22 protein-coding genes and 1 other RNA gene are annotated in these 20,362 nt (G+C 44.2%); all 23 read left to right on the top strand.

The features are described 5' to 3' along the window. The first annotated feature begins 10 nt into the window (after window positions 1-10). The 23 genes from mtaB (at window position 11) to EUAN_RS05580 (ending at window position 20,350) form a co-directional block, all read left to right on the top strand. A complete protein-coding gene (gene mtaB, locus EUAN_RS05470; protein ID WP_071062526.1) occupies window positions 11-1,318 on the top strand; it encodes a tRNA (N(6)-L-threonylcarbamoyladenosine(37)-C(2))-methylthiotransferase MtaB in 1,308 nt (435 codons plus the stop codon). A gap of 14 nt (window positions 1,319-1,332) precedes the next feature. Next, on the top strand, window positions 1,333-1,677 hold the full coding sequence (locus EUAN_RS05475) for a histidine triad nucleotide-binding protein (protein ID WP_071062529.1): 345 nt from the start codon (window positions 1,333-1,335) through the stop codon (window positions 1,675-1,677). A gap of 97 nt (window positions 1,678-1,774) precedes the next feature. Next, entirely contained in the window at window positions 1,775-1,957 is a 183-nt protein-coding gene (gene rpsU, locus EUAN_RS05480) for a 30S ribosomal protein S21 (RefSeq protein ID WP_071062530.1), read from the top strand. Between the two features lie 11 nt (window positions 1,958-1,968). Next, window positions 1,969-2,412, top strand: coding sequence for a GatB/YqeY domain-containing protein (locus EUAN_RS05485; RefSeq protein WP_071062532.1), 444 nt, complete (start codon window positions 1,969-1,971; stop codon window positions 2,410-2,412). Between the two features lie 168 nt (window positions 2,413-2,580). Then, on the top strand, window positions 2,581-3,555 hold the full coding sequence (locus EUAN_RS05490) for a PhoH family protein (RefSeq protein WP_071062713.1): 975 nt from the start codon (window positions 2,581-2,583) through the stop codon (window positions 3,553-3,555). 33 nt (window positions 3,556-3,588) lie between these two features. Continuing rightward, window positions 3,589-5,676 carry an HD family phosphohydrolase gene (locus tag EUAN_RS05495; RefSeq protein WP_245674446.1) on the top strand — a complete coding sequence of 696 codons (2,088 nt, stop codon included), beginning with the start codon at window positions 3,589-3,591 and terminating at the stop codon, window positions 5,674-5,676. After that, the gene (gene ybeY / locus EUAN_RS05500) at window positions 5,676-6,164 is read left to right on the top strand and encodes an rRNA maturation RNase YbeY (RefSeq protein WP_071062537.1); all 489 of its coding nucleotides are present in this window, start codon (window positions 5,676-5,678) and stop codon (window positions 6,162-6,164) included. Before EUAN_RS05495 ends, ybeY begins: the two co-directional genes overlap by 1 nt. 3 nt (window positions 6,165-6,167) lie before the next feature. Further along, entirely contained in the window at window positions 6,168-6,866 is a 699-nt protein-coding gene (locus EUAN_RS05505; protein WP_071062539.1) for a diacylglycerol kinase, read from the top strand. A 20-nt stretch (window positions 6,867-6,886) separates the two neighbouring features. Further along, the gene (locus EUAN_RS05510; RefSeq protein WP_071062541.1) at window positions 6,887-8,194 is read left to right on the top strand and encodes a hemolysin family protein; all 1,308 of its coding nucleotides are present in this window, start codon (window positions 6,887-6,889) and stop codon (window positions 8,192-8,194) included. A gap of 7 nt (window positions 8,195-8,201) precedes the next feature. After that, on the top strand, window positions 8,202-8,636 hold the full coding sequence (locus EUAN_RS05515; RefSeq protein ID WP_425388414.1) for a cytidine deaminase: 435 nt from the start codon (window positions 8,202-8,204) through the stop codon (window positions 8,634-8,636). Beyond that, the gene (era, locus tag EUAN_RS05520) at window positions 8,626-9,513 is read left to right on the top strand and encodes a GTPase Era (RefSeq protein ID WP_071062545.1); all 888 of its coding nucleotides are present in this window, start codon (window positions 8,626-8,628) and stop codon (window positions 9,511-9,513) included. The genes EUAN_RS05515 and era overlap by 11 nt, the downstream gene beginning before the upstream one ends. A gap of 16 nt (window positions 9,514-9,529) precedes the next feature. Next, on the top strand, window positions 9,530-10,279 hold the full coding sequence (recO, locus tag EUAN_RS05525; protein WP_071062546.1) for a DNA repair protein RecO: 750 nt from the start codon (window positions 9,530-9,532) through the stop codon (window positions 10,277-10,279). A 13-nt stretch (window positions 10,280-10,292) separates the two neighbouring features. After that, a complete protein-coding gene (locus tag EUAN_RS05530; RefSeq protein ID WP_071062548.1) occupies window positions 10,293-10,730 on the top strand; it encodes a DUF4342 domain-containing protein in 438 nt (145 codons plus the stop codon). 145 nt (window positions 10,731-10,875) lie between these two features. Next, window positions 10,876-12,267 carry a glycine--tRNA ligase gene (locus EUAN_RS05535; RefSeq protein WP_211266286.1) on the top strand — a complete coding sequence of 464 codons (1,392 nt, stop codon included), beginning with the start codon at window positions 10,876-10,878 and terminating at the stop codon, window positions 12,265-12,267. Between the two features lie 22 nt (window positions 12,268-12,289). Continuing rightward, the gene (gene ccpN / locus EUAN_RS05540) at window positions 12,290-12,934 is read left to right on the top strand and encodes a transcriptional regulator CcpN (protein WP_211266287.1); all 645 of its coding nucleotides are present in this window, start codon (window positions 12,290-12,292) and stop codon (window positions 12,932-12,934) included. A gap of 12 nt (window positions 12,935-12,946) precedes the next feature. Then, window positions 12,947-13,777 carry a pyruvate, water dikinase regulatory protein gene (locus EUAN_RS05545; protein WP_071062550.1) on the top strand — a complete coding sequence of 277 codons (831 nt, stop codon included), beginning with the start codon at window positions 12,947-12,949 and terminating at the stop codon, window positions 13,775-13,777. Between the two features lie 152 nt (window positions 13,778-13,929). Then, window positions 13,930-15,720, top strand: a complete 1,791-nt coding sequence (gene dnaG / locus EUAN_RS05550) for a DNA primase (protein WP_071062552.1) — start codon at window positions 13,930-13,932, stop codon at window positions 15,718-15,720. A 23-nt stretch (window positions 15,721-15,743) separates the two neighbouring features. Next, the gene (rpoD, locus tag EUAN_RS05555) at window positions 15,744-16,847 is read left to right on the top strand and encodes an RNA polymerase sigma factor RpoD (protein ID WP_071062553.1); all 1,104 of its coding nucleotides are present in this window, start codon (window positions 15,744-15,746) and stop codon (window positions 16,845-16,847) included. A gap of 59 nt (window positions 16,848-16,906) precedes the next feature. Continuing rightward, window positions 16,907-17,605 carry a tRNA (adenine(22)-N(1))-methyltransferase gene (locus EUAN_RS05560; RefSeq protein ID WP_071062555.1) on the top strand — a complete coding sequence of 233 codons (699 nt, stop codon included), beginning with the start codon at window positions 16,907-16,909 and terminating at the stop codon, window positions 17,603-17,605. Continuing rightward, the gene (locus EUAN_RS05565) at window positions 17,592-18,686 is read left to right on the top strand and encodes a Nif3-like dinuclear metal center hexameric protein (RefSeq protein ID WP_071062557.1); all 1,095 of its coding nucleotides are present in this window, start codon (window positions 17,592-17,594) and stop codon (window positions 18,684-18,686) included. Before EUAN_RS05560 ends, EUAN_RS05565 begins: the two co-directional genes overlap by 14 nt. A gap of 51 nt (window positions 18,687-18,737) precedes the next feature. Further along, window positions 18,738-19,082: RNase P RNA component class A (rnpB, locus tag EUAN_RS05570), an RNA gene on the top strand. An 85-nt stretch (window positions 19,083-19,167) separates the two neighbouring features. Continuing rightward, window positions 19,168-19,443: an SHOCT domain-containing protein gene (locus tag EUAN_RS05575; protein ID WP_071062560.1), complete on the top strand. Its 276-nt coding sequence runs from the start codon at window positions 19,168-19,170 to the stop codon at window positions 19,441-19,443. Between the two features lie 4 nt (window positions 19,444-19,447). Continuing rightward, a complete protein-coding gene (locus EUAN_RS05580) occupies window positions 19,448-20,350 on the top strand; it encodes a radical SAM protein (RefSeq protein ID WP_071062561.1) in 903 nt (300 codons plus the stop codon). The last annotated feature ends 12 nt before the right edge of the window (window positions 20,351-20,362 follow it).

Raw genomic sequence — 20,362 nt, forward strand, 5'->3', positions numbered from 1 at the left:
GAGTGATATAATGAAAAAAGTTTCGTTTCACACGCTAGGGTGCAAGGTAAATCAGTACGAGACAGAGGCCATGGCTGAGCTTTTCACAAAGAGCGGATACATCATAGTGAACGAGAGCGAAGTGGCTGATGTGTACGTCATAAACACCTGCACAGTTACCAGTTTAAGCGACAGAAAGTCCAGGCAGTTTATGAGAAGGTCCAAGTCAAAGAACCCGGATTCTGTGTTGGCCGTGGTGGGATGCTACTCCCAGGTCTCTCCGGAAGAAGTGGCGAGCATGGAGGAAGTGGATATAATACTTGGCACAAGTGACAGGTCCAAGATAGTGGAACTCTGCGAGGAGTTCAAGTCCAAGAAGTCCAGGATAAACCTAGTGAGAGACATAATGGAGGTAAAGGACTTCGAGGAGATGGGCATAGAGGACACAGGTGGCAAGACAAGGGCTTTTCTGAAGATACAGGAAGGCTGCAACCAGTACTGCTCCTACTGTATAATCCCGTATGCGAGAGGGCCTATAAGGAGCCGGGACATAGACAGCATAGTTTCAGAGGTGGAGTCGCTTGCCAAGAACGGGTTCAAGGAAGTGGTGCTCACAGGCATACATGTGGCCTCCTACGGAAAAGACTTGAAATCAGATATATCCCTTATAGATGTATTGGAGAGAGTGAACGGGATAGAGGGCATAGAGCGGATAAGGCTGAGCTCCATAGAGCCGAACGTGGCTACAGATGAATTCCTGAAGAGGTATTCTTCGCTTGAAAAAGCCTGCAATCATTTCCACCTTTCGCTTCAAAGCGGAGACGACGCCGTCTTAAAGAGAATGAACAGAAAGTACAACACAGAGAAGTACTATGAAGGTGTGGAGAGGATCAGAAGCTACCTCCCAGACGTCTCTTTCACTACGGACATAATAGTGGGCTTCCCGGGCGAGACAGACGAAGAGTACAGAAACTCCTACGAGTTTGCAAACCGAGTGGGCTTTTCAAGAATACACGTTTTCCAGTATTCCCCTAGAAAAGGCACCCCAGCGGCGGAGTACAAGGACCAAGTAGCCGGTCCTGTGAAACAGGAGAGAAGCAAGGAGCTTATAGAGCTTGGCAAGGAGATGAGCAAGCACTTCAACCAAAATCATGTGGGTCAGATTTTGAAGGTGCTGTTTGAGGAGAAGTCCAAAGATATAATGGGCTATATAGAGGGCTATACTACGAACTATATAAGGGTAAAAGTCCCAGGAGAGATATCGGAATACGAAGGGAAAATAGTCGGTGTCAAGATTCTGAGTGCAGACGAAGAATCTGTATTAGGAGAGATAGTTTAGAAGGAGGTGAAATCATGGAAAACTGCATATTCTGCAAGATAGTGGCGGGAGAGATTCCATCACAGAAGGTATATGAAGACGACACTATACTGGCATTTAAGGACATAGATCCAAAGGCTCCGGTTCATACAATAGTCATACCGAAGGCGCATATAGCCTCGCTAAACGAGGTTGACGGCGACAACTTGAAAGACATAGCACATCTGATATCCAAGATACCTCAGATAGCCAAAGAACAAGGCGTAGACGCAAGTGGATATAGAGTTGTAAACAACATAGGGCGTGACGGCGGACAGACTGTAGCTCATATTCATTTTCACATACTGGGGGGGAGAGCGCTTCAGTGGCCTCCAGGCTAAAATAAAACTTGCAAAAAGAAAATATATATAATATAATAGTCGAGTATTAAGATAAAAGAAACAGACCCTTTTAAGAGGTTGAGGGGAGGGAGAATGTATGTCAGAAATCAAAGTTGGGGATAGTGAATCACTAGAGAGCGCCCTAAAGAGATTTAAGAGACAATGTGCTAGAGCAGGAGTATTGGCTGAGGTTAGAAAAAGAGAGCACTACGAGAAGCCTAGTGTAAAGCGTAAGAAGAAGTCTGAAGCTGCAAGAAGAAAAAACAGCAGAACCAGATAAGAGGTGGTTAAATGTCTCTAAAGGATAAGTTAATGGATGACTTAAAGACGTCTATGAAGAGCAAGGACAAGGTCAGAAAAGACGTTGTGACTATGGTCAGATCTGCTGTAAAGCAGAAGGAAGTAGACGAAAGAGTTGAACTAGATGATCAAGACATCATTGAAATCATATCTAAACAAGTCAAGCAAAAGAGAGATGCAATTGAGGACTTCAAAAAAGGAGAGAGGGACGATTTAGTTCAACTAACTGAAGATGAAGTAAAAATATTGCTAGAGTACTTGCCTGAACAGCTTTCGGAAGAGGAGTTGACTGAACTGGTCAAGACAGCTATAGCCCAAGTTGGAGCTACTAGCATGAAGGACATGGGCAAGATAATGAGTAGTCTTATGCCTGAGATAAAGGGCAGAGCTGACGGCTCATTGGTAAATAAAATAGCTAAAGATTATTTAAAATAAAAAAACCTGAATACTCTTGTATTCAGGTTTTATTCTATTAATAGAAAACTACATAGGTTCAACAATATTGATTAAAATGGTTTACATATGCAGAAATTAAGGTATAAAGATAAGAGTGATAATTTTAAACAATAGGAGTGATTGGACTTGGAAAACAACGGTGAAGAAATCTTAGAAAAACAGCTAGAAGTGGATGGAGAATATGTATCAGAGATTTTTGGAAACTACGATGAAAATATAGAGCTTATAGAGGAAACACTTGAGTCGAATATAGCTCTCAGAGGGAATACAATCAAGATAATAGGCAGCAAAGAGAGTATAGAGCTGACTGAAAAGCTGATACAGAAGCTAGTGGACGTGATGAAGTCAGAGGGCAAGATAACAAAGCAGTCGCTCATATACGCTATGGATTTGGTGGTAAGAGGAGAGGGCGACAAGATGAAAGAGATACTGAACGATATAATATGCATAGCGGCAAGCGGCAAGACGCTTAAGCCTAAGACGCTTGGGCAGAAGAGGTATATAGACAACATAAGGAAAAACGACATAGTCTTCGGGATAGGGCCGGCTGGAACGGGGAAGACCTATCTTGCCATGGCCATGGCTGTAAAGGCCTTTAGAAACAAAGAGGTCACTAGGATAATACTCACAAGGCCGGCAGTTGAGGCAGGGGAAAGCCTGGGATTTCTTCCAGGAGATCTACAGGAGAAGGTGGACCCGTATCTCAGACCGCTTTATGATGCGCTCTTTGACATACTGGGAGCCGAAAGCTATCTGAAGTACAAGGAGAGAGGACTTATAGAGGTGGCTCCGCTTGCCTACATGAGGGGACGAACACTGGAGTCGGCTTTCATAATCTTGGATGAAGCCCAAAACACCACTACAGAGCAGATGAAGATGTTCCTGACCAGACTTGGAAACGGCTCCAAGGCAGTTGTTACTGGGGATATAACCCAGATAGACCTTCCGCCTGGAAAGTCTTCAGGGCTAAAGCAAGCAGAGCGGATCCTGAAGGATATAAAGGGTATTTCTTTCTCTTACTTCGACAAGACCGACGTAGTAAGACACAGACTTGTCCAAGATATAATAGAGGCCTACGAGGCTTACGACAAAAAGAAGAGCATGAAGTCAAAAGAGAGTTAAACTAGGGGGAGAGATATGATTACCTCGTTTAAAATGAAGTTGAAAAGGCTTAGAAACTACTTGGACAGAAGAGTGGCGACAAAGGGAAGAGTCAATCAGATAGCTTTCATGTCGATTCTAAGCGCCGTACTCTTCACACTTGTACTTTTAGGCATGATGCCTGAGAGGATAGACGTAAGGGTTGGAGATATAGCCAAAGAAGAGATAAGGGCGACTAAAGAGATAGTAGACGAAGTGACAACCGAGAAGTACAGGCTTGAGGCAATGGAGTCTGTAGAGCCTAGATACAGGATAGATGCCTCTATACAGATAAGAGTCAAAAACGACATAAGAAGGTTCTTTGAAACGCTTTCTAACGCTCAAAAAGAGCTGCCTGAAAATCGGGAAAGCGCTATAAAAATGATTTCAGAACAAGACTATGTGGGGCTTGAACCAAGCGAGCTGCAAGTTCTACTGGACAGCAGGCCGGAGCTTTTGCTGACGCTCGAAAGCAGTATATATGAAATAGTGAACCAAATCATGAACATAGGGGCTACACAGGAAGATATCGACTATTCGAAGGGCAATGTAGAGTCTACATTCGCCGGTATAGGAGAGCTTGACGACAGCCTCAAGAGGATAGGGCCTAAAATAGTGAACGAAAAGATAGTGCCCAACAAGTTTCTAGACATAGAGACTACAAACAAGGAGAAGGAAAAAGCCGCCGAAGAGGTGGACCCTGTAGTCATAAAGGAAGGCGAGATAATAGTAAACAGAAACGAGATAGTCGACCAGCAGTCCTACGAACTCCTCAAGGAGTCGGGGCTGCTGAAAGAGGCCAGAAAGATAAACTACGGGCTTATACTGGGTGCGATAATGATAACTGCGGCGATAGAGGTGGTTTTTGGCCTCTATATCTACTACTTCGAGAAGAAGGTCTACGAAGACAGAAAGCTGATGGTGGTAATATTCATAGTTGCAATACTTGTGCTGTTGGTGTCCAAGAGCTTGTCTGCTGTTTCAGGCTACTTAATGCCTGTGGCCACGTCATCGATTCTGCTGGCCATACTTATAAACGCAAGGGTATCGCTGCTTGTGAACGTGCTTATAGGAGTTCTTCTCGGGATAACTGAGAGCTTAGATACATCTGTTATGACGATGGTGTTTATAGGAGGCATGATAGGGTCTTTTTCTTCCATAAACACACAGCAGAGGTCTAATATAATGACTATAGGAGTTGCTGTCGCCTTGTTCAATTTAATTTCGATAGCTGGATTTGGAATTGCAGGAGAAACAGAGATAAAACTGCTGCTTACGAGGATGGCCTACGGAACAGCGAATGGACTGCTTAGTGCAGTTCTAGCTATAGGCTCGATGCCTATCTGGGAGAATATATTCGGAGTGCTGACACCTATAAAGCTACTTGAGCTTATGAATCCCAATCAGCCGCTTCTCAAAAGGCTTTTGACAGAAGCACCGGGGACATACTACCACAGCATTCTTGTAGGAAATCTCAGCGAAAACGCAGCGGAAGCGGTTGGAGCCAGCTCCCTTTTGGTTAGGGCTGGATCTTACTACCATGACATAGGAAAGCTAAAAAGGCCGTATTTTTTCAAGGAAAACCAGATAGGTATGGAAAATCCGCATGACAAGATAAGTGCCAACATGAGTGCCGTGATAATCACAAATCATGCCAAAGACGGTCTAGAGGTGGCGGAGGACCAACCTCTTCCCAAGGAGATAAAGGACATAATGCTAGAGCACCATGGGACTACACTTGTATCTTTCTTCTACCACAAGGCCATGAACGAAGAGGGAGTAAATCCGAACACCGTCATAGAGAGCAAGTTCAGGTACGGAGGACCTAGGCCGCAGTCGAAGGAGTCGGCAATAGTCATGCTTGCAGACTCGGTAGAGGCCGCAGTTAGGTCTATAAAAGAGCCGAGCAAAGAAAAGATAAGCAGGATGATCTGCAATATAGTTAAAGGCAAGATGGAAGACGGACAGCTTGATGAAAGCGGACTTACGCTAAAGGATATAAGCAATATAGAGAAATCTTTTGCAGACACGCTTCTAGGGATATACCACGAGAGAATTGAATATCCCAGTCTGGACATAGCTGAGATTAAGGAGGCAAAGTGATGAATATATTTATAAACAACGAGCAAGACATAGTAGAGATACCAGAAGATATAAACGAGGCCATAGAGAGCGCTGTGAAAGCTGTGCTAGAGCAGGAAAAAGGAGAGACAGGCTACGAGGTGAGCATAAGCTTTGTAGACGACGAGAGGATAAAAGAGCTGAACAGGATATACAGGGGCAAGGATGCGCCCACAGATGTACTTTCGTTTCCGCTTTATGAAGACGAGGAGATAGAAAGCCTTGAAAAAAGTCTTCACATGGACATAGAGGAGCTGCTGGGAGATGTGGTTATATCGGCTCAGACGGCAAAGCGCCAGGCCAAGTCATATGGACACAGCTTTAAAAGGGAGGTGGCCTACCTTGTAATCCATAGCATGCTTCATCTGCTAGGATACGACCACATGGAGGAAGATGACAAGCTTCTTATGAGGGGCAAGGAAAAAGAGGCTATTAAAAAAATAAAGATCTACAAGGATGGTTTGAACTAGAAAATGAAGGGAAAAAGAATTATAAACAGTTTCAACTACGCTGTAGCCGGGATTATACAGGCGCTTAAGACAGAACCTAATATGAAGATACATTTCATAGTGGCGTTCATAGTGCTATTTATGAGTCTGTTTTTCAATTTCAACAGAATTGAAATGCTGATACTTTTCTTTACCATAACCATGGTCATAGTCTCTGAGATGCTAAATACGGCCATAGAGAAGGCGGTGGACTTGGTCACAAAAGAGTACCATCCCATAGCCAAAATAGTAAAGGACATAGCTGCAGGGGCGGTACTTATATCGTCTTTGAATGCAATAGTTGTGGGCTACCTGCTGTTTTTTGAGAGGATAAGCCTTTATCCAGGACTTCTAATAAACAGGCTCAGAAATTCGCCCATACACCTTACATTCATAAGCATAATCCTGGTCATACTGCTGGTCGTATGGATAAAGACCAAGACGAAAACAGGAACTCCTTTTCAGGGGGGATTTGCCAGCGGACACTCTGCGATAGCGTTTTCTGTGGCTACTGCCATAGCGTTTATGACAGACAACGCTCTCATAATGACACTGGCGTACTTTCTAGCTGCACTTGTGGCAGAGAGCAGAGTGGAGAGCAAGATTCACTATTTGAGGGAAGTTATAGTTGGTTCTGTGCTTGGCACCTTGATAACCATAGTAATATTTCAAGTCATAGGCTAGATAAAACGGAGGGATAAAATTTGTCAACTACTGAGATATATGTTCGGGGACTTATACTTATAGCATTGCTTTTACTTTCGGCCCTGTTTTCGGGTTCGGAAACGGCTATAACGAGTATAACTGTTTCCCAGATAAGAAAGTTTAAAGAAGAAGATGAAGAAGCTGCAAACATATTGAAGGAAATGAAAAAGAGCATAGGAGATATACTGGCGACTATACTTATAGGAAATAACATTGTAAACATAGCCGCGACCTCTATTATGACAGAGATGAGCATAAGACTTACTGCCGGCAATGGGAATTCCACGCTTATAACGACCGTTATAATGACGGTGCTTATACTTGTTGTAGGGGAGATAACTCCAAAGACTTATGCAACCCAAAATTCATTGAAAGTTGCAAAAGTTGTCTCTAAGCCACTGGGCTTTCTTTCTTTTATAATGAAGCCTATACTGTTCGTACTCCAGAAGATAACGAATACGGCTGTCAGAATGCTTGGTGGAGAGGTAGGCACTTTTGCTTCCTTCGTGACGGAAGAAGACATCAGATCGCTTGTAGACGCTGGAGAAGAAGAAGGGGTGCTCAAGTATCAGGAAAAAGAGATGATACAGAATATATTTGACATAGACGACCTAGAAGTGGCAGAGGTTATGGTCCCTAGGATAGATGTAGTTGCTGTTTCAAGAGACACAGGCATAAAGGAAATACTTGAAGTTGCAATAGAGCATGGATACTCCAGGATTCCGGTATATGAAGAGACTGTAGATAATATAATCGGAGTGCTCTATGCAAAAGATCTGCTCCCACTAGTGCTAGAGGACATAGAGGACGGAAAAGACATAGAGGTGGTGAGCCTTATGAGAAAGACTCTGTTTGTGCCTGAGACTAAGAAGGTAAACCACCTTCTCAAGGAGCTACAGCAGAGCAAGATACACATGGCAATAGTCCTAGACGAGTACGGGGGGACAGAAGGCCTTGTGACTATAGAGGACATACTGGAGGAAATAGTCGGGGACATATTCGATGAGTATGACAACGAGATAGACCTTGTAGAGAAGATAGGAAAAGACAAGTACAAAGTTCAGGGTGAGATATCGCTTGAAGAGGTGAACGAGATATTTGAAAACGACTTGCCAGAGGAGGACTTTGACTCCATGGGAGGCTATGTCTTCAGCATGCTTGGAAGAGTGCCTATAGCCGGAGATATAGTCAAGTACAAGGAACTGGAAATAAAGGTTCTAGGCGTTCAAAACAGAAGGGTCACAGAGGTTGAGATAGTCAAGCTAGAGCAGGAGGCTTTAGAGGACGAGGAAAACGAGAAAAACTAAAGAGGATGTGGACGAATTGGAAAAAAGCAAGATAGAGGAGCTGGTGAAAGCGGCCCTTAAAGCCAAAGAGTATTCGTATTCGCCTTACTCGAAGTTTGCAGTTGGAGCCGCAGTGCTTTCGGGCAGCGGAAAGATATACTCAGGGTGCAATATAGAATCTTCATCCTACGCACCTTCGCTTTGCGCAGAGAGAACTGCCATAGCAAAGGCTGTGTCAGAGGGTGAGAAGAGCATAGAAGCTGTAGCTGTAGTTGGAAGTTCCGACTACACCTTCCCATGCGGAGTATGCAGGCAGGTAATAAGGGAATTCGGGAAAGAGGCTACAGTCATAGTGGCCAACAGCCCAGAGGACTACAAAGTATTCAGTTTAGAAGAGCTACTTCCGCACAGTTTTGGACCGGAAGACTTAGAGCAGAGAAAGGTGAGTAAAAATGACATATAAATCGGGATTTGTAACTATAATAGGAAGGCCGAACGTAGGAAAGTCAACTCTTATGAACAGGCTGGTGGGAGAGAAGATAGCCATAATATCAGACAAGCCACAGACCACTAGAAACAGGATTCAGACAGTTTACACAGATGAAAACATGCAGGCCATATTCCTGGACACTCCAGGGATACACAAGCCTAAAAACAAGCTTGGAGACTACATGGTCAGCGTGTCTACAGAGACTCTAGGCGAGGTGGACCTTATACTTTGGCTGGTGGATGAAAGCGTGGAGATAGGGCCTGGTGACAAGTATATACTTGAGCAGATCCAGGATATAAAGACGCCTAAGATACTTGTGGTCAACAAGGTAGACAAGATACCTATAGACAAGATACAGGGTATAATAGACAGTTACAGCGAATTCGGTGTATTTGAAGACATAGTGGCCATATCTGCGACTATGGGAAGCGGTGTTGAAGACCTTATGAAGAAGATAAGAGAGACGCTTCCGGAAGGGCCGCAGTACTTCCCTGAAGACACTCTTACAGACCAGCCTGAGAGGGTGATAGTCTCAGAGATAATAAGAGAGAAGGCGCTTCTCTACTTAGAAGACGAAGTTCCTCATGGGGTTGCCGTGGGCATCGAGTCCATGAAGAAGAGGCCGAAGAAAGACCTTGTAGATATAGACGCTGTAATCTACTGCGAGAGGGACTCACACAAGGGAATTATAATCGGAAAAGGCGGCAGAAAGCTAAAGGGCATAGGGAAAAGTGCCAGAGAAGATATAGAGAGGCTTCTAGGTAGCCAGGTGAACCTCAAGGTATGGGTTAAAGTGGAGAAGAACTGGAGAGACAAGGAGAAATTCATAAAGCAATTTGGATATATTTAGAGAGTAGAGGGTGTAGATGCACAATTCTTATGAAGGCATAGTTTTAAAGAGCATAAACTACAGCGAGAGCGACAAGATAGTCCATATCTTCACCAAAGAGATAGGAAAGATCAGCTGCATAGCCAAAGGTGTCAGAAAGTCTAAGAAGAGGGATGTGAACGTAGACCTCTTTACGCATAGCTACTTCCAGATATACAAGGGAAGAGGGCTGTACGGGGTGAATCAGTCAGAGCGGATCGACTCCAACTTCGAGATAAGAGAGAATATAGAGAAGCTTTCATACGCTTCGCTAGTTGCAGAGATAGCAGACTGCGGACTTCCCGAGGAAGAGGACAATGAAAAAGTGTTTGAACTCTTGGCGAAGACACTCAAGCTGTTTGGCGAAGGCAGTGTAGACCCCAGAAGACTACTCGTGTCGTACGAGCTGAAGTTTATAAGTTTTATAGGTTACAAGCCGGAGCTAAAGAGATGTGCAGGCTGCGGAAGCGAGGAACTTTCAAATATATGCAGGTTCAGCAATGATGCTGGAGGTGTTTTATGCGACAGCTGCAGGGGTATAGATAAATATTCGAAGCATATAAGTAACTCAGAGCACAGAGCCATGTACATGCTGCTTTACTCCAGGTACGAAGAGCTGAAAGAGCTAGAAATAGACGAAAAAGAGCTCTCCAAGGTACAGGAGATAGTGCACAGCTATATAAAGCATCATATGGAAAGGAGCAATTTCAAGTCGCTAGAGCTTCTTAGGGAACTAAAACTAATTTAAGGGAGTGTTTAAAATGGTAGTTACACTAGAGAAGATAGACCTTGTAAGAGAGAGAACAGGTATTAGCTATGCGGAGGCGAACGAGCTGCTGGAGAAACACGATGGAGATGTAGTGAAGGCCATAATGGAGGCCGAGGAGTCTGCGAAGATAGAAAACTCAGGGATAACCTCTAAGGGAGACGAGATACTTCAAAAGATAAAAGAACTCATAAAAGAGGGAAATGTCACAAAGATAAGCGTTAAAAAAGACGGGGAAGTCATAATGAACATACCTGTAAACGCAGGAGCTATAGGTGTCATAATATCGCCTTTTCTAGGGGCGGTTGGGCTTACTGCGGCACTTGTTTCGAAGTGCAAGATAGAGGTGACTAAGGCCGATGGTGAGATTATAACTGTAAGCGAAATGGCGGAAAAGACAGCTCAGAAAGTCAAAGACAGCATAAAGAAATAAGAGCGCATACGGCGAGAATATTGACAAATACACATGTATTTGCTAAATTATGATTAGAATGTTGATATTACGGACCGGGGAAGTGATCTTTCATCCCTCTAGGGAGGACAGGTTGCTTTTTTGCGTTTAAGAGGAGGAATAGTTTTTGGAAAATTACAAGACAATGGACAAAATCGTTTCAGTCTGCAAAGATAGAGGATTCGTGTTTCCAGGCTCAGAGATATACGGAGGGCTTGCAAACACTTGGGACTACGGTCCGCTAGGAGTTGAAGTAAAGAACAATATAAAAAAAGCTTGGTGGAAGAAGTTTATACAGGAGCCTAGATACAACGTAGGGCTGGACTCAGCCATACTTATGAACCCTAGGGTTTGGGAAGCTTCGGGCCATATAGGCGGATTCAGCGACCCTCTTATGGACTGCAAGAAGTGCAAGGCCAGATTCAGAGCCGACCACCTTATAGAGGACTATATGTCTAAAAATGGTATAGAGCCGGAGGCTGTAGACAGCTGGACAAACGAGGAGATGGAGTCCTACATCGGGGAGAAGAACATAGTCTGCCCAGAGTGTGGCGAGTTTGAATACACAAATATAAGACAGTTCAACCTTATGTTCAAGACGTTCCAAGGTGTTACAGAGGACTCTAAGGCTGAGATATACCTAAGACCAGAGACGGCACAGGGTATATTTACTAACTTCAAGCATATAGCCAGGACTTCTAGAAAGAAAATGCCTTTCGGAATAGGGCAGATAGGAAAGTCTTTCAGAAATGAGATAACTCCTGGAAACTTCATATTCAGAACTAGAGAGTTCGAGCAGATGGAGCTGGAGTTCTTCTGCAAGCCTGGAGAGGACATGGAGTGGTTTGGCTACTGGAGAGAATACTGCAAAAACTGGCTGCTGAACCTAGGGATAGCTGAAGAGAGCATAAGACTTAGAGATCACGACGAAGAAGAGCTTTCGCACTACAGCAACGCCACTACAGACATAGAGTACAGATTCCCGTTCGGATGGGGAGAGCTTTGGGGAATAGCAGACAGAACAGACTACGACTTAAAGCAGCACCAAGAGGTGTCTGGCGAGAACCTTCTCTACACAGACCCTTTAACTAACGAGAAATATCTTCCTTACTGCATAGAGCCTTCGGTAGGAGTGGACAGGGTTATGCTTGCATTCCTCACAGAGGCTTATACAGAGGAAGTGCTAGAGGACGGCTCAGAGAGAGCTCTTATGAAGTTCCATCCAGCACTTGCACCGTTTAAGGCCGCTGTCTTCCCGCTTGTGAAAAAGCTAGGAGACGACGCCATGAAGGTATACGAGAGTCTTACAGAGAAGTTTATGGTCGACTACGACGAGGCCGGAACTATAGGCAAGAGGTATAGAAGGCATGACGAAATAGGCACGCCGCTGTGCATAACTTTTGACTACGACTCGCTAGAGGACGGTTGCGTAACTGTCAGAGACAGAGACACTATGGAGCAGACGAGAGTTAAGATAGAGGATTTAGAGAAGCTTATAGAGGAAAAGCTGAAGTTCTAGTTATCTACTGTAGAGCAAAGGGGTGAGTTTTATAAAACTTACGGATAGGCAGGAAAAGATAATAGATATAGTCAAAGAAGGCCAGCCCATTACGGGGGAAGACATAGCCGGAAAATTGGACCTGACGAGAGCCACTTTAAGACCTGATCTATCTATACTCACTATGATAGGAGTACTAGAGGCCAGGCCTAAAGTGGGATACTTCTACAGTGGCAAGCAGATGGAAGACGATTTTTCCGAAAAGATAAAAGAACTCAAGATATCTGAGATAAAGTCGGTCCCAGTAGTGGTGAGCGAAGAGACCACAGTGTACGACGCTATAGTCAACATGTTTCTAGAAAATGTGGGCTCCATCTACGTGGTGTCAGAGGGAGGCATACTGGTCGGGGTAGTCTCGAGAAAGGACTTTTTAAAGAACACCATTGGCGGGCTGGATATAAACAAAATACCTGTAGGCATGATTATGACCAGAATGCCCAATATAGTGACGGTATTCCCGGAAGAGAACCTTCTAGATGCAGCTGTCAAGATAATAGACCATGAGATAGACAGCGTTCCTGTTGTGGAGGAGGTTCAGCAAGAGGAGATCAAGCAGTACAGGGTAATAGGAAAGATATCCAAAACGACTATAGCTAGAGCTTTTGTAGAGCTGTTTAAAAACATATAGGGGGTAGAAGTCATGGAAAAAGAATCTAAAAACAGTGCAGTTGTTTACGTCCTGTCTGACTCTATAGGAGAGACGGGCCAGCAGGTGGCCAAAGCTGCTATAAGCCAGTTTGACGCCGGCAAGTATGAGACCAGAAGGTATCCCTATATAACAGAGAAAGAGCAGATAAGAGACATACTAGAAGAGGCTAGAGAAGAGAATGTAGTGATAGCCTACACAATAGTCATAGATGAGCTAAAGGACTTCTTAGAGGAGAGGGCTTCTGAGTACAATATGAAAACTGTAGATCTGATGACTCCCCTTATAGATGCTATAGGAGAAGTCGTGGGAAGAAAGCCTAGAAAAGAAGCAGGGCTTATAAGAAAGCTGGATGAAAAATATTTCAAGAAGGTAGAGGCAGTGGAGTTTGCCGTGAAGTACGACGACGGAAAAGACACAAGAGGGATAAAGAGGGCGGATATAGTCCTGGTCGGAGTTTCCAGAACATCTAAGACGCCTCTTAGTATGTACCTTGCCCATAAAAATCTGAAAGTGGCAAACGTGCCACTAGTTCCGGAGGTACCACCGCCAGACGAGCTCTTTGAAGTCGAGCCGAAGAAGATAATAGGGCTTACTACAAACCCTATAAAGCTAAACGAGGTCAGACAAGAGAGGCTTAAGGCACTTGGACTAGGGGACAGCGCAAACTACGCGAGCATGGACAGGATACTGAAAGAGATAGAGTATGCAGAGAATCTGATGAAAAGGCTGGAATGTCCTATAATAGATGTTTCAAACAAAGCTGTAGAGGAAACTGCAGGAATTATACTAGAGATACTCCAGTACAAGAACGAGGAGTTCTAGAATTTATGGAATGAAAAAAGTGTTGAGATCTCAACACTTTTTTTGACCGGAAAAAAGTATTTATTTAATGACGAGATTGTTATATACTATTATCTATGGGTAAAAATCTAAAAACGGCATTTCTCAAGATATAGAGGGAAAAGGTGATGTAGATGCCTTATTCTTATGACGAAGATACGATAAGAGAGGTACGAGAAAGAAACGACATAGTTGACATAATATCTCAGTATGTCGAGCTAAAAAGAGCAGGCTCTAACTACAAGGGACTTTGCCCTTTTCACAATGAAAAAACGCCTTCTATGGTGGTGTCTCCAGACAAGCAGATGTTTCACTGCTTTGGGTGCGGAGAAGGTGGAGATGTAATATCGTTTTTAAGCAAGTACAAGAGTATGGACTTTCAGGATGTAATAGTGGAGCTGGCGGAAAGAGCGAATGTAGAGCTAAAGCAGAAAACAGATGAGGATATAGAGCGAGAGAAAAAGCTCAAGCTGCTATACGACATAAACAGAGAGGCTGCTATATATTTCTACAAGGTGCTTAGATCTAGTCCAGAGGCCGAAAATTATTTTCTTGAGAGAGGTATAAATAGTGATACGATAAAGCGATTTGGACTTGGCTATTCAAGAGGGAGCTGGAGCTTGTTGCTGCAATACCTAAAGCAGAAAGGCTACAGTGAGCTTGATATCGAAGAAGCAGGGCTTGCCATAAGGCACAGAGAGAAGCAGAGCTACTACGACAGGTTCAGAAGCAGAGTCATGTTTCCCATATGGGATATAAGCTCAAGGGTCATAGGTTTTGGGGGTAGGCTTATAGAGCCCGCTGAAAATCAGCCCAAATACTTGAACTCTCCAGATACTCCAGTCTTTTTAAAAGGAAGAAATCTCTACGGGCTTAATATTATAAAAGAGAGTATAAGAGGTGGAAGGATTCTTCTAGTTGAAGGATATATGGATGTAATATCTCTCTATCAAAGTGGGATTAAAAATGCCACTGCATCGCTGGGCACGGCGTTGACTAGAGATCAGATAAGGCTTATAAAGAGGTATACAGGAGATATCGCAATAGCCTACGACTCGGACGAAGCAGGAATAAAGGCCACCAAGAAAGCCATAGAGATAATAAGGTCAGAGAAACTGACGCCTAGAGTGGTGGAGATGGACGAGGGGCTTGATCCCGACGACTATGTTAAGAAATATGGAAGCGAAAAGTTCAGGCTTAAGATGGAAAATGCCATACACTATATAGACTTTATAATAAACTTGAATAAAAAGAAATATGATCTAAGCTTGATAGAAGACAAGCTTAAATTTATAGCCGATATAGCATACTGGCTCAAGATGATAGAAAGCCCTGTAGAGCTGGAACTTTACTTGGTTAAAGTGGCAAGTGAAGTTGGAGTGCCAGTGGATACGGTTAGAGGGGAGCTTAGGCTAAAAAAAGGAGCATTTGAAAGGAGCAGGCTTGAGATAAATCCTGTAAAGGCAGGAAGCACAAAGCGAGATGGATCGATCGACTCCTCAGTGCAAACTGAAATGGAATTACTAAGCCTTGTTTTAAACAGCAAGACTGATTTAGGTAAGTTGAACCTGAACATATCGGCTGAAGACTTTAAAGACAATCTCAACAGAGCTATAGCAATAGAACTGTTGAGATTGGAGCCGGAAGCTCAACTTGACAACGGCTTTAAAAGAGAAGATATAGAGGCCCGGACAGTGGAAATAAAATCGCTGGAATTGTTTTTAGAAGATAATCAGAGAGAAAAAGCGCTTAATGACTACGCCAGAAAGCTTAAGATTCAAAGCTTGAAGCGAAAAAAGCGTCATATAATGGACAAGATAAAGGAAATAGAGAGCGGAAGTTCGGATAAAAGTATTTCTAAAGAGGACTTCAACTCATTGTGTAGAGAGCTGACAGAGATAGATAGAGATATAAAGCTGCTTTAGCTTTATAAAAGGAGGTACCTTAGATGAACAGTTTGGCTAATGTAAAAGCGGAGAGTCAGAACTTGGTTAAAGATCTGATTGCTAAAGGTAAAAAACAGGGTATGCTGTCTTATAAAGAGATAATGGATACGCTAGAGGAAATAGAGCTAGAGACTGATCAGATAGATGAAGTTTACCAGAGTCTAGAGGAGATGGGGATAGAAGTAGTAGGAGACAAAGAATCCCAAGATTCGAACTCGCCGAAAGACGATGAAGAAATAGATATAGAGAAGGAAGATCTCTCTGTTCCAAAGGGGATAAGCGTAGACGACCCCGTGAGGATGTATCTAAAGGAAATAGGAAAAGTTCCGCTACTGACTGCGGAAGAGGAGACGAAGCTCGCCAAGAGGATAGAGGCTGGAGATGACACAGCCAAGACTATGCTTGCAGAGGCGAATCTCAGGCTGGTAGTCAGTATAGCCAAGAGGTATGTGGGAAGAGGAATGCTGTTCCTAGACCTTATACAGGAAGGGAACTTGGGACTTATAAAGGCCGTTGAAAAGTTTGACTACACCAAGGGGTACAAATTCAGTACCTATGCAACATGGTGGATACGTCAAGCTATAACTAGAGCCATAGCTGACCAGGCTAGGACTATAAGAATACCTGTCCATATGGTGGAGACTATAAACAAGCTTATAAGAGTTTCAAGACAGCTGCTCCAAGACCTTGGAAGAGACCCGCTGCCTGAAGAGATAGCCAAAGAGATGAACCTGGAAGTGGAAAAAGTCAGAGAGATACAGAAGATAGCGCAGGAGCCTGTCTCTCTAGAGACGCCTATAGGTGAAGAGGAAGACAGCCATCTAGGTGACTTTATACCTGACGACGACGCTCAGGCGCCAGCCGAGGCCGCTACTTTCACTATGCTGAAGGAACAGCTCGTAGAGGTGCTAGACACACTTACTGAGAGAGAGCAGAAAGTGCTCAGGCTGAGATTCGGACTAGATGATGGAAGGGCCAGAACTCTAGAAGAGGTTGGAAAGGAATTCGACGTGACTAGAGAGAGGATAAGGCAGATAGAGGCGAAAGCCCTTAGAAAGCTGAGACATCCAAGCAGAAGCAAAAAACTCAAAGACTTTTTAGAATAAACAGAACCTCTTTAGACCACTGCGGTTTAAAGAGGTTTTTTTAGATAGGAGAGATGGATATGAAGCTGTCACCTAGGATGGAGACAATAGCAGGATTTGTAAAAGAAGGAGCTGTAATTGCAGATATAGGTACAGACCACGGCTATATACCAGTGGAGCTTGTGAACCGAGGGGTTGTTCAAAAGGCCATAGCAAGCGATATAAACGAGGGGCCACTGCAGAACGCCCGAGAGTATGTGGAGAAGAACAAGTTAGAGGACAAGATAGATACAAGGCTCGGAGGAGGGCTCGCAACTGTTTCGCCTGGCGAGGTGGAGCAGGCCATAGTGGCAGGAATGGGTGGCGCCCTTATAGCCGAGATACTGGAGGAGTCGAAAGAGGTAGCCAAAAGCATAAAAAGCTTTGTGCTTCAGCCTATGGTTGGAATGGTGGAGCTGAGAAAGTATCTCTATGAAAATGGCTACAGAGTCGTCTCTGAAAGGCTGGCAAGGGAAGGCGAGAAATTCTACCAGATACTGCTTGTAGAGCATGGAGAAGAGGACGAAATAGAGAGTGATATCTACTTCGAGATAAGCGCAAAGCTTTTAGAAAGCAAGGACCCAATTCTCGCTGAATTTCTGGAATACAAGATAGAAAAGCTTGAAAAGATAATTGATGGAATGCCTGAAAATTCGACCGGAAAGACTGCTGAGAAGAGAGCGGAGATAGAGAGCAAGCTAGCGGCTTACAAGGAGGTGTACGAAGTTGTTGTCAAATGATGTAATAAAGATACTGAATTCACTTGCACCCGAGCATTTGTCAGACTCTTGGGACAACTCCGGGCTTCAGATAGGGTCAAGGAGAAAAGAGGTCAAGAAGATACTGGTGTCGTTAGACTTTGGTAGGGAAGTTTTGAACAAGGCGATTTTTGAGGGGTTTGATATGGTGGTTACACACCACCCTTTCTTTTTCGGGGAGATAAAGAATCTGTCTACAGACGGAGTTCGTGGCGAGATGATAAGAGACGCCATAAAGCACGATATAGTGGTCTACAGCGCTCATACCAATATAGATGTAGCCAAAGACGGCATGAACAAGTTGATAGCTGAAAAGCTTGGGCTTGGGAAGACAGCTCCGATAGCACCTACATCGACAGATAGCCTTTACAAGCTGGCCGTGTACGTTCCAAAAGAGGACGGCGAGAAACTGAGAAAGGCGGCAGGAGATGCTGGGGCAGGAAGCCTTGGAAATTACGACCACTGCTCTTTCACTTTAAGCGGAGAGGGCAGGTTCAGACCATTAGAGGGGTCGGACCCCCATATAGGTTCCAAAGATAGTCTGGAAGTTGTAGAAGAGTTGAAGCTTGAATTTGTAGTCGAGAAGTCCAAGCTGAAATATGTGCTGGATGCTGTACTTGAAGCCCATCCGTACGAAGAAGTGGCATACGATATCTATAGGCTTGAGAACGAAGGGGAGTCGATGGGGTACGGAGGTATAGGCACTATAGAAAGAGAGCAGAGCTTGATAGACTTTGCCAAAAGTGCAAAGGAAAATCTTCAGTGCTCGGAGATAAGGGTATATGGAGATTTGGAGCAAAAAATCAAGAGAGTGGCTTTCTGTGGAGGAAGCGGAGCTTCATTTATAGGTAGTGTGGCCGGAAAGGCGGACGTATATGTGACTGGAGATATAAAGTACCACGACGCACAGAAGGCGAAAGAGGAAGGGCTGGCGCTTATAGACGCCGGACATTTCGGGACTGAGCATCTTATAGTGGACTATCTAGCCGATTTTCTGAGGGAAAAGACTGGACTTAAAGTGGGCATATCTAAGCATGATTTTTCGGAGCATATAACGCTCTAGTTGTATATTTATATGAATTATGATATAATTAATTAGTTAGAAAATTGAATATGAGTAGGTCAAATGATCGCATGCGCAACGCGTATGAGGAAAGTCCGGGCTCCGCAGGGCAGGGTGCCAGATAACGTCTGGTGGAGGCGACTCTAAGGATAGTGCAACAGAGATATACCGCCTGATTTTTCAGGTAAGGGTGGAAAGGCGAGGTAAGAGCTCACCAGCGGCTAGGCGACTAGTCGGCTATGTAAACCCCATCCGGAGCAAAACCAAGATAAGGGACTTGGGGGTGGCTGCCCGTCACCTTCCCGCTATGGTAGGTTGCTTGAGCTTGTCGGTGACGACAAGCCTAGATAGATGATCATTCAACGACAGAACCCGGCTTATAGACCTACTCGTTACATAAATAGAAAACATCACTCTTCGGAGTGGTGTTTTCTGGCTTTTTGGGTATAAATCGTACTAGAAAAGAAGAGGAGGTAAAGACATGCATCCTTTTTACAGCTACAGCGAAAAGTTTCTAGGAAGCACAGGTTCAGAGTGGATAGGGCTGCTGTCCATGTCGATGTACTTGGTGTTCTGGGGAGTTGTGATCGTATTTGCCTATAGATTTGCCAAGAAATACATAGTGACCTCTGGGGGATTTAAGAAACACGACAGCGCCATGATGATACTGAGGGAGCGCTATGCCAGAGGTGAGATAGACTCCGGGGAGTACCACCGCATAAAAGACGATTTAAACGCAGGAGAGAAGGAGAAGTGAGACTATGAATATATCTTCACTTTTAAAGCTGTCATATGCCGGGCTGGATGCGCTTCTAGTCCATAGAAAGAGGCCTATCATCGGATCTATAATAGTCACAGATAGGTGCAACCTTTCCTGCAAGCACTGTGCCGTAAAAAACATAAGCAAGATAGACTATACATATGCTCAGATAAAGTCGGACATGGAAACACTCTATTCAGAGGGGGTCAGGATACTGCTGTTCTATGGCGGAGAGCCGTTTCTCTGGAGAGACGGAGAAATGACACTGAGAGACCTGGTGGCAGAAGCCAGAGCTATTGGTTTTGCTATAGTCAATGTGGTCACAAACGGCACTCTTGGACTGGATATTCCTGAGGCGGACACCATAATGGTCAGTTTAGACGGCTGCAAGAGCACTCACGACTTTATAAGGGGAGAGACATACGACACCATCATGAAAAATATCTCGGGTGCGCCGGCTAGAAATATATGCCTCTACATGGCTGTAAATCAGCTAAATAAAGGCGAAATAAGAGAAGTGTGCAAAGTATCCGAGAAGATGCGGAATGTAAAGGCCATATCCTTTAACTTCCATACCCCGTACCCCGGGACGGAGAGTCTCAGTCTTAGTCGGGAAGACAAGGCCATATGCGCTAAAGAGATAATGGCTCTTATAGAGGAAGGATATCCTATTTTAAATCTCAGAAGTGCGCTTCCCTATATAGCGGAGAACAGCTTCAGGACCCCATGCCATCAATGCGTTATAGTGGAAAACGGGGAGCAGTGGACATGTGGTCGCTGCATAGAGGTGGAAGGGCTGTGCGAAAACTGCGGGTTCTTCTTTGCGGCCGAGATTTCACTTGCATTTGGTGGGAATATCTTGGTTTTGCTGGACCTGCTTAGGACGTACTTAAAATATATATAAGGGGGCATTGAG

The sequence above is a fragment of the Andreesenia angusta genome (genome assembly GCF_001855385.1).
GTDB classification, from domain to species: Bacteria; Bacillota; Clostridia; order Tissierellales; family Gottschalkiaceae; genus Andreesenia; species Andreesenia angusta.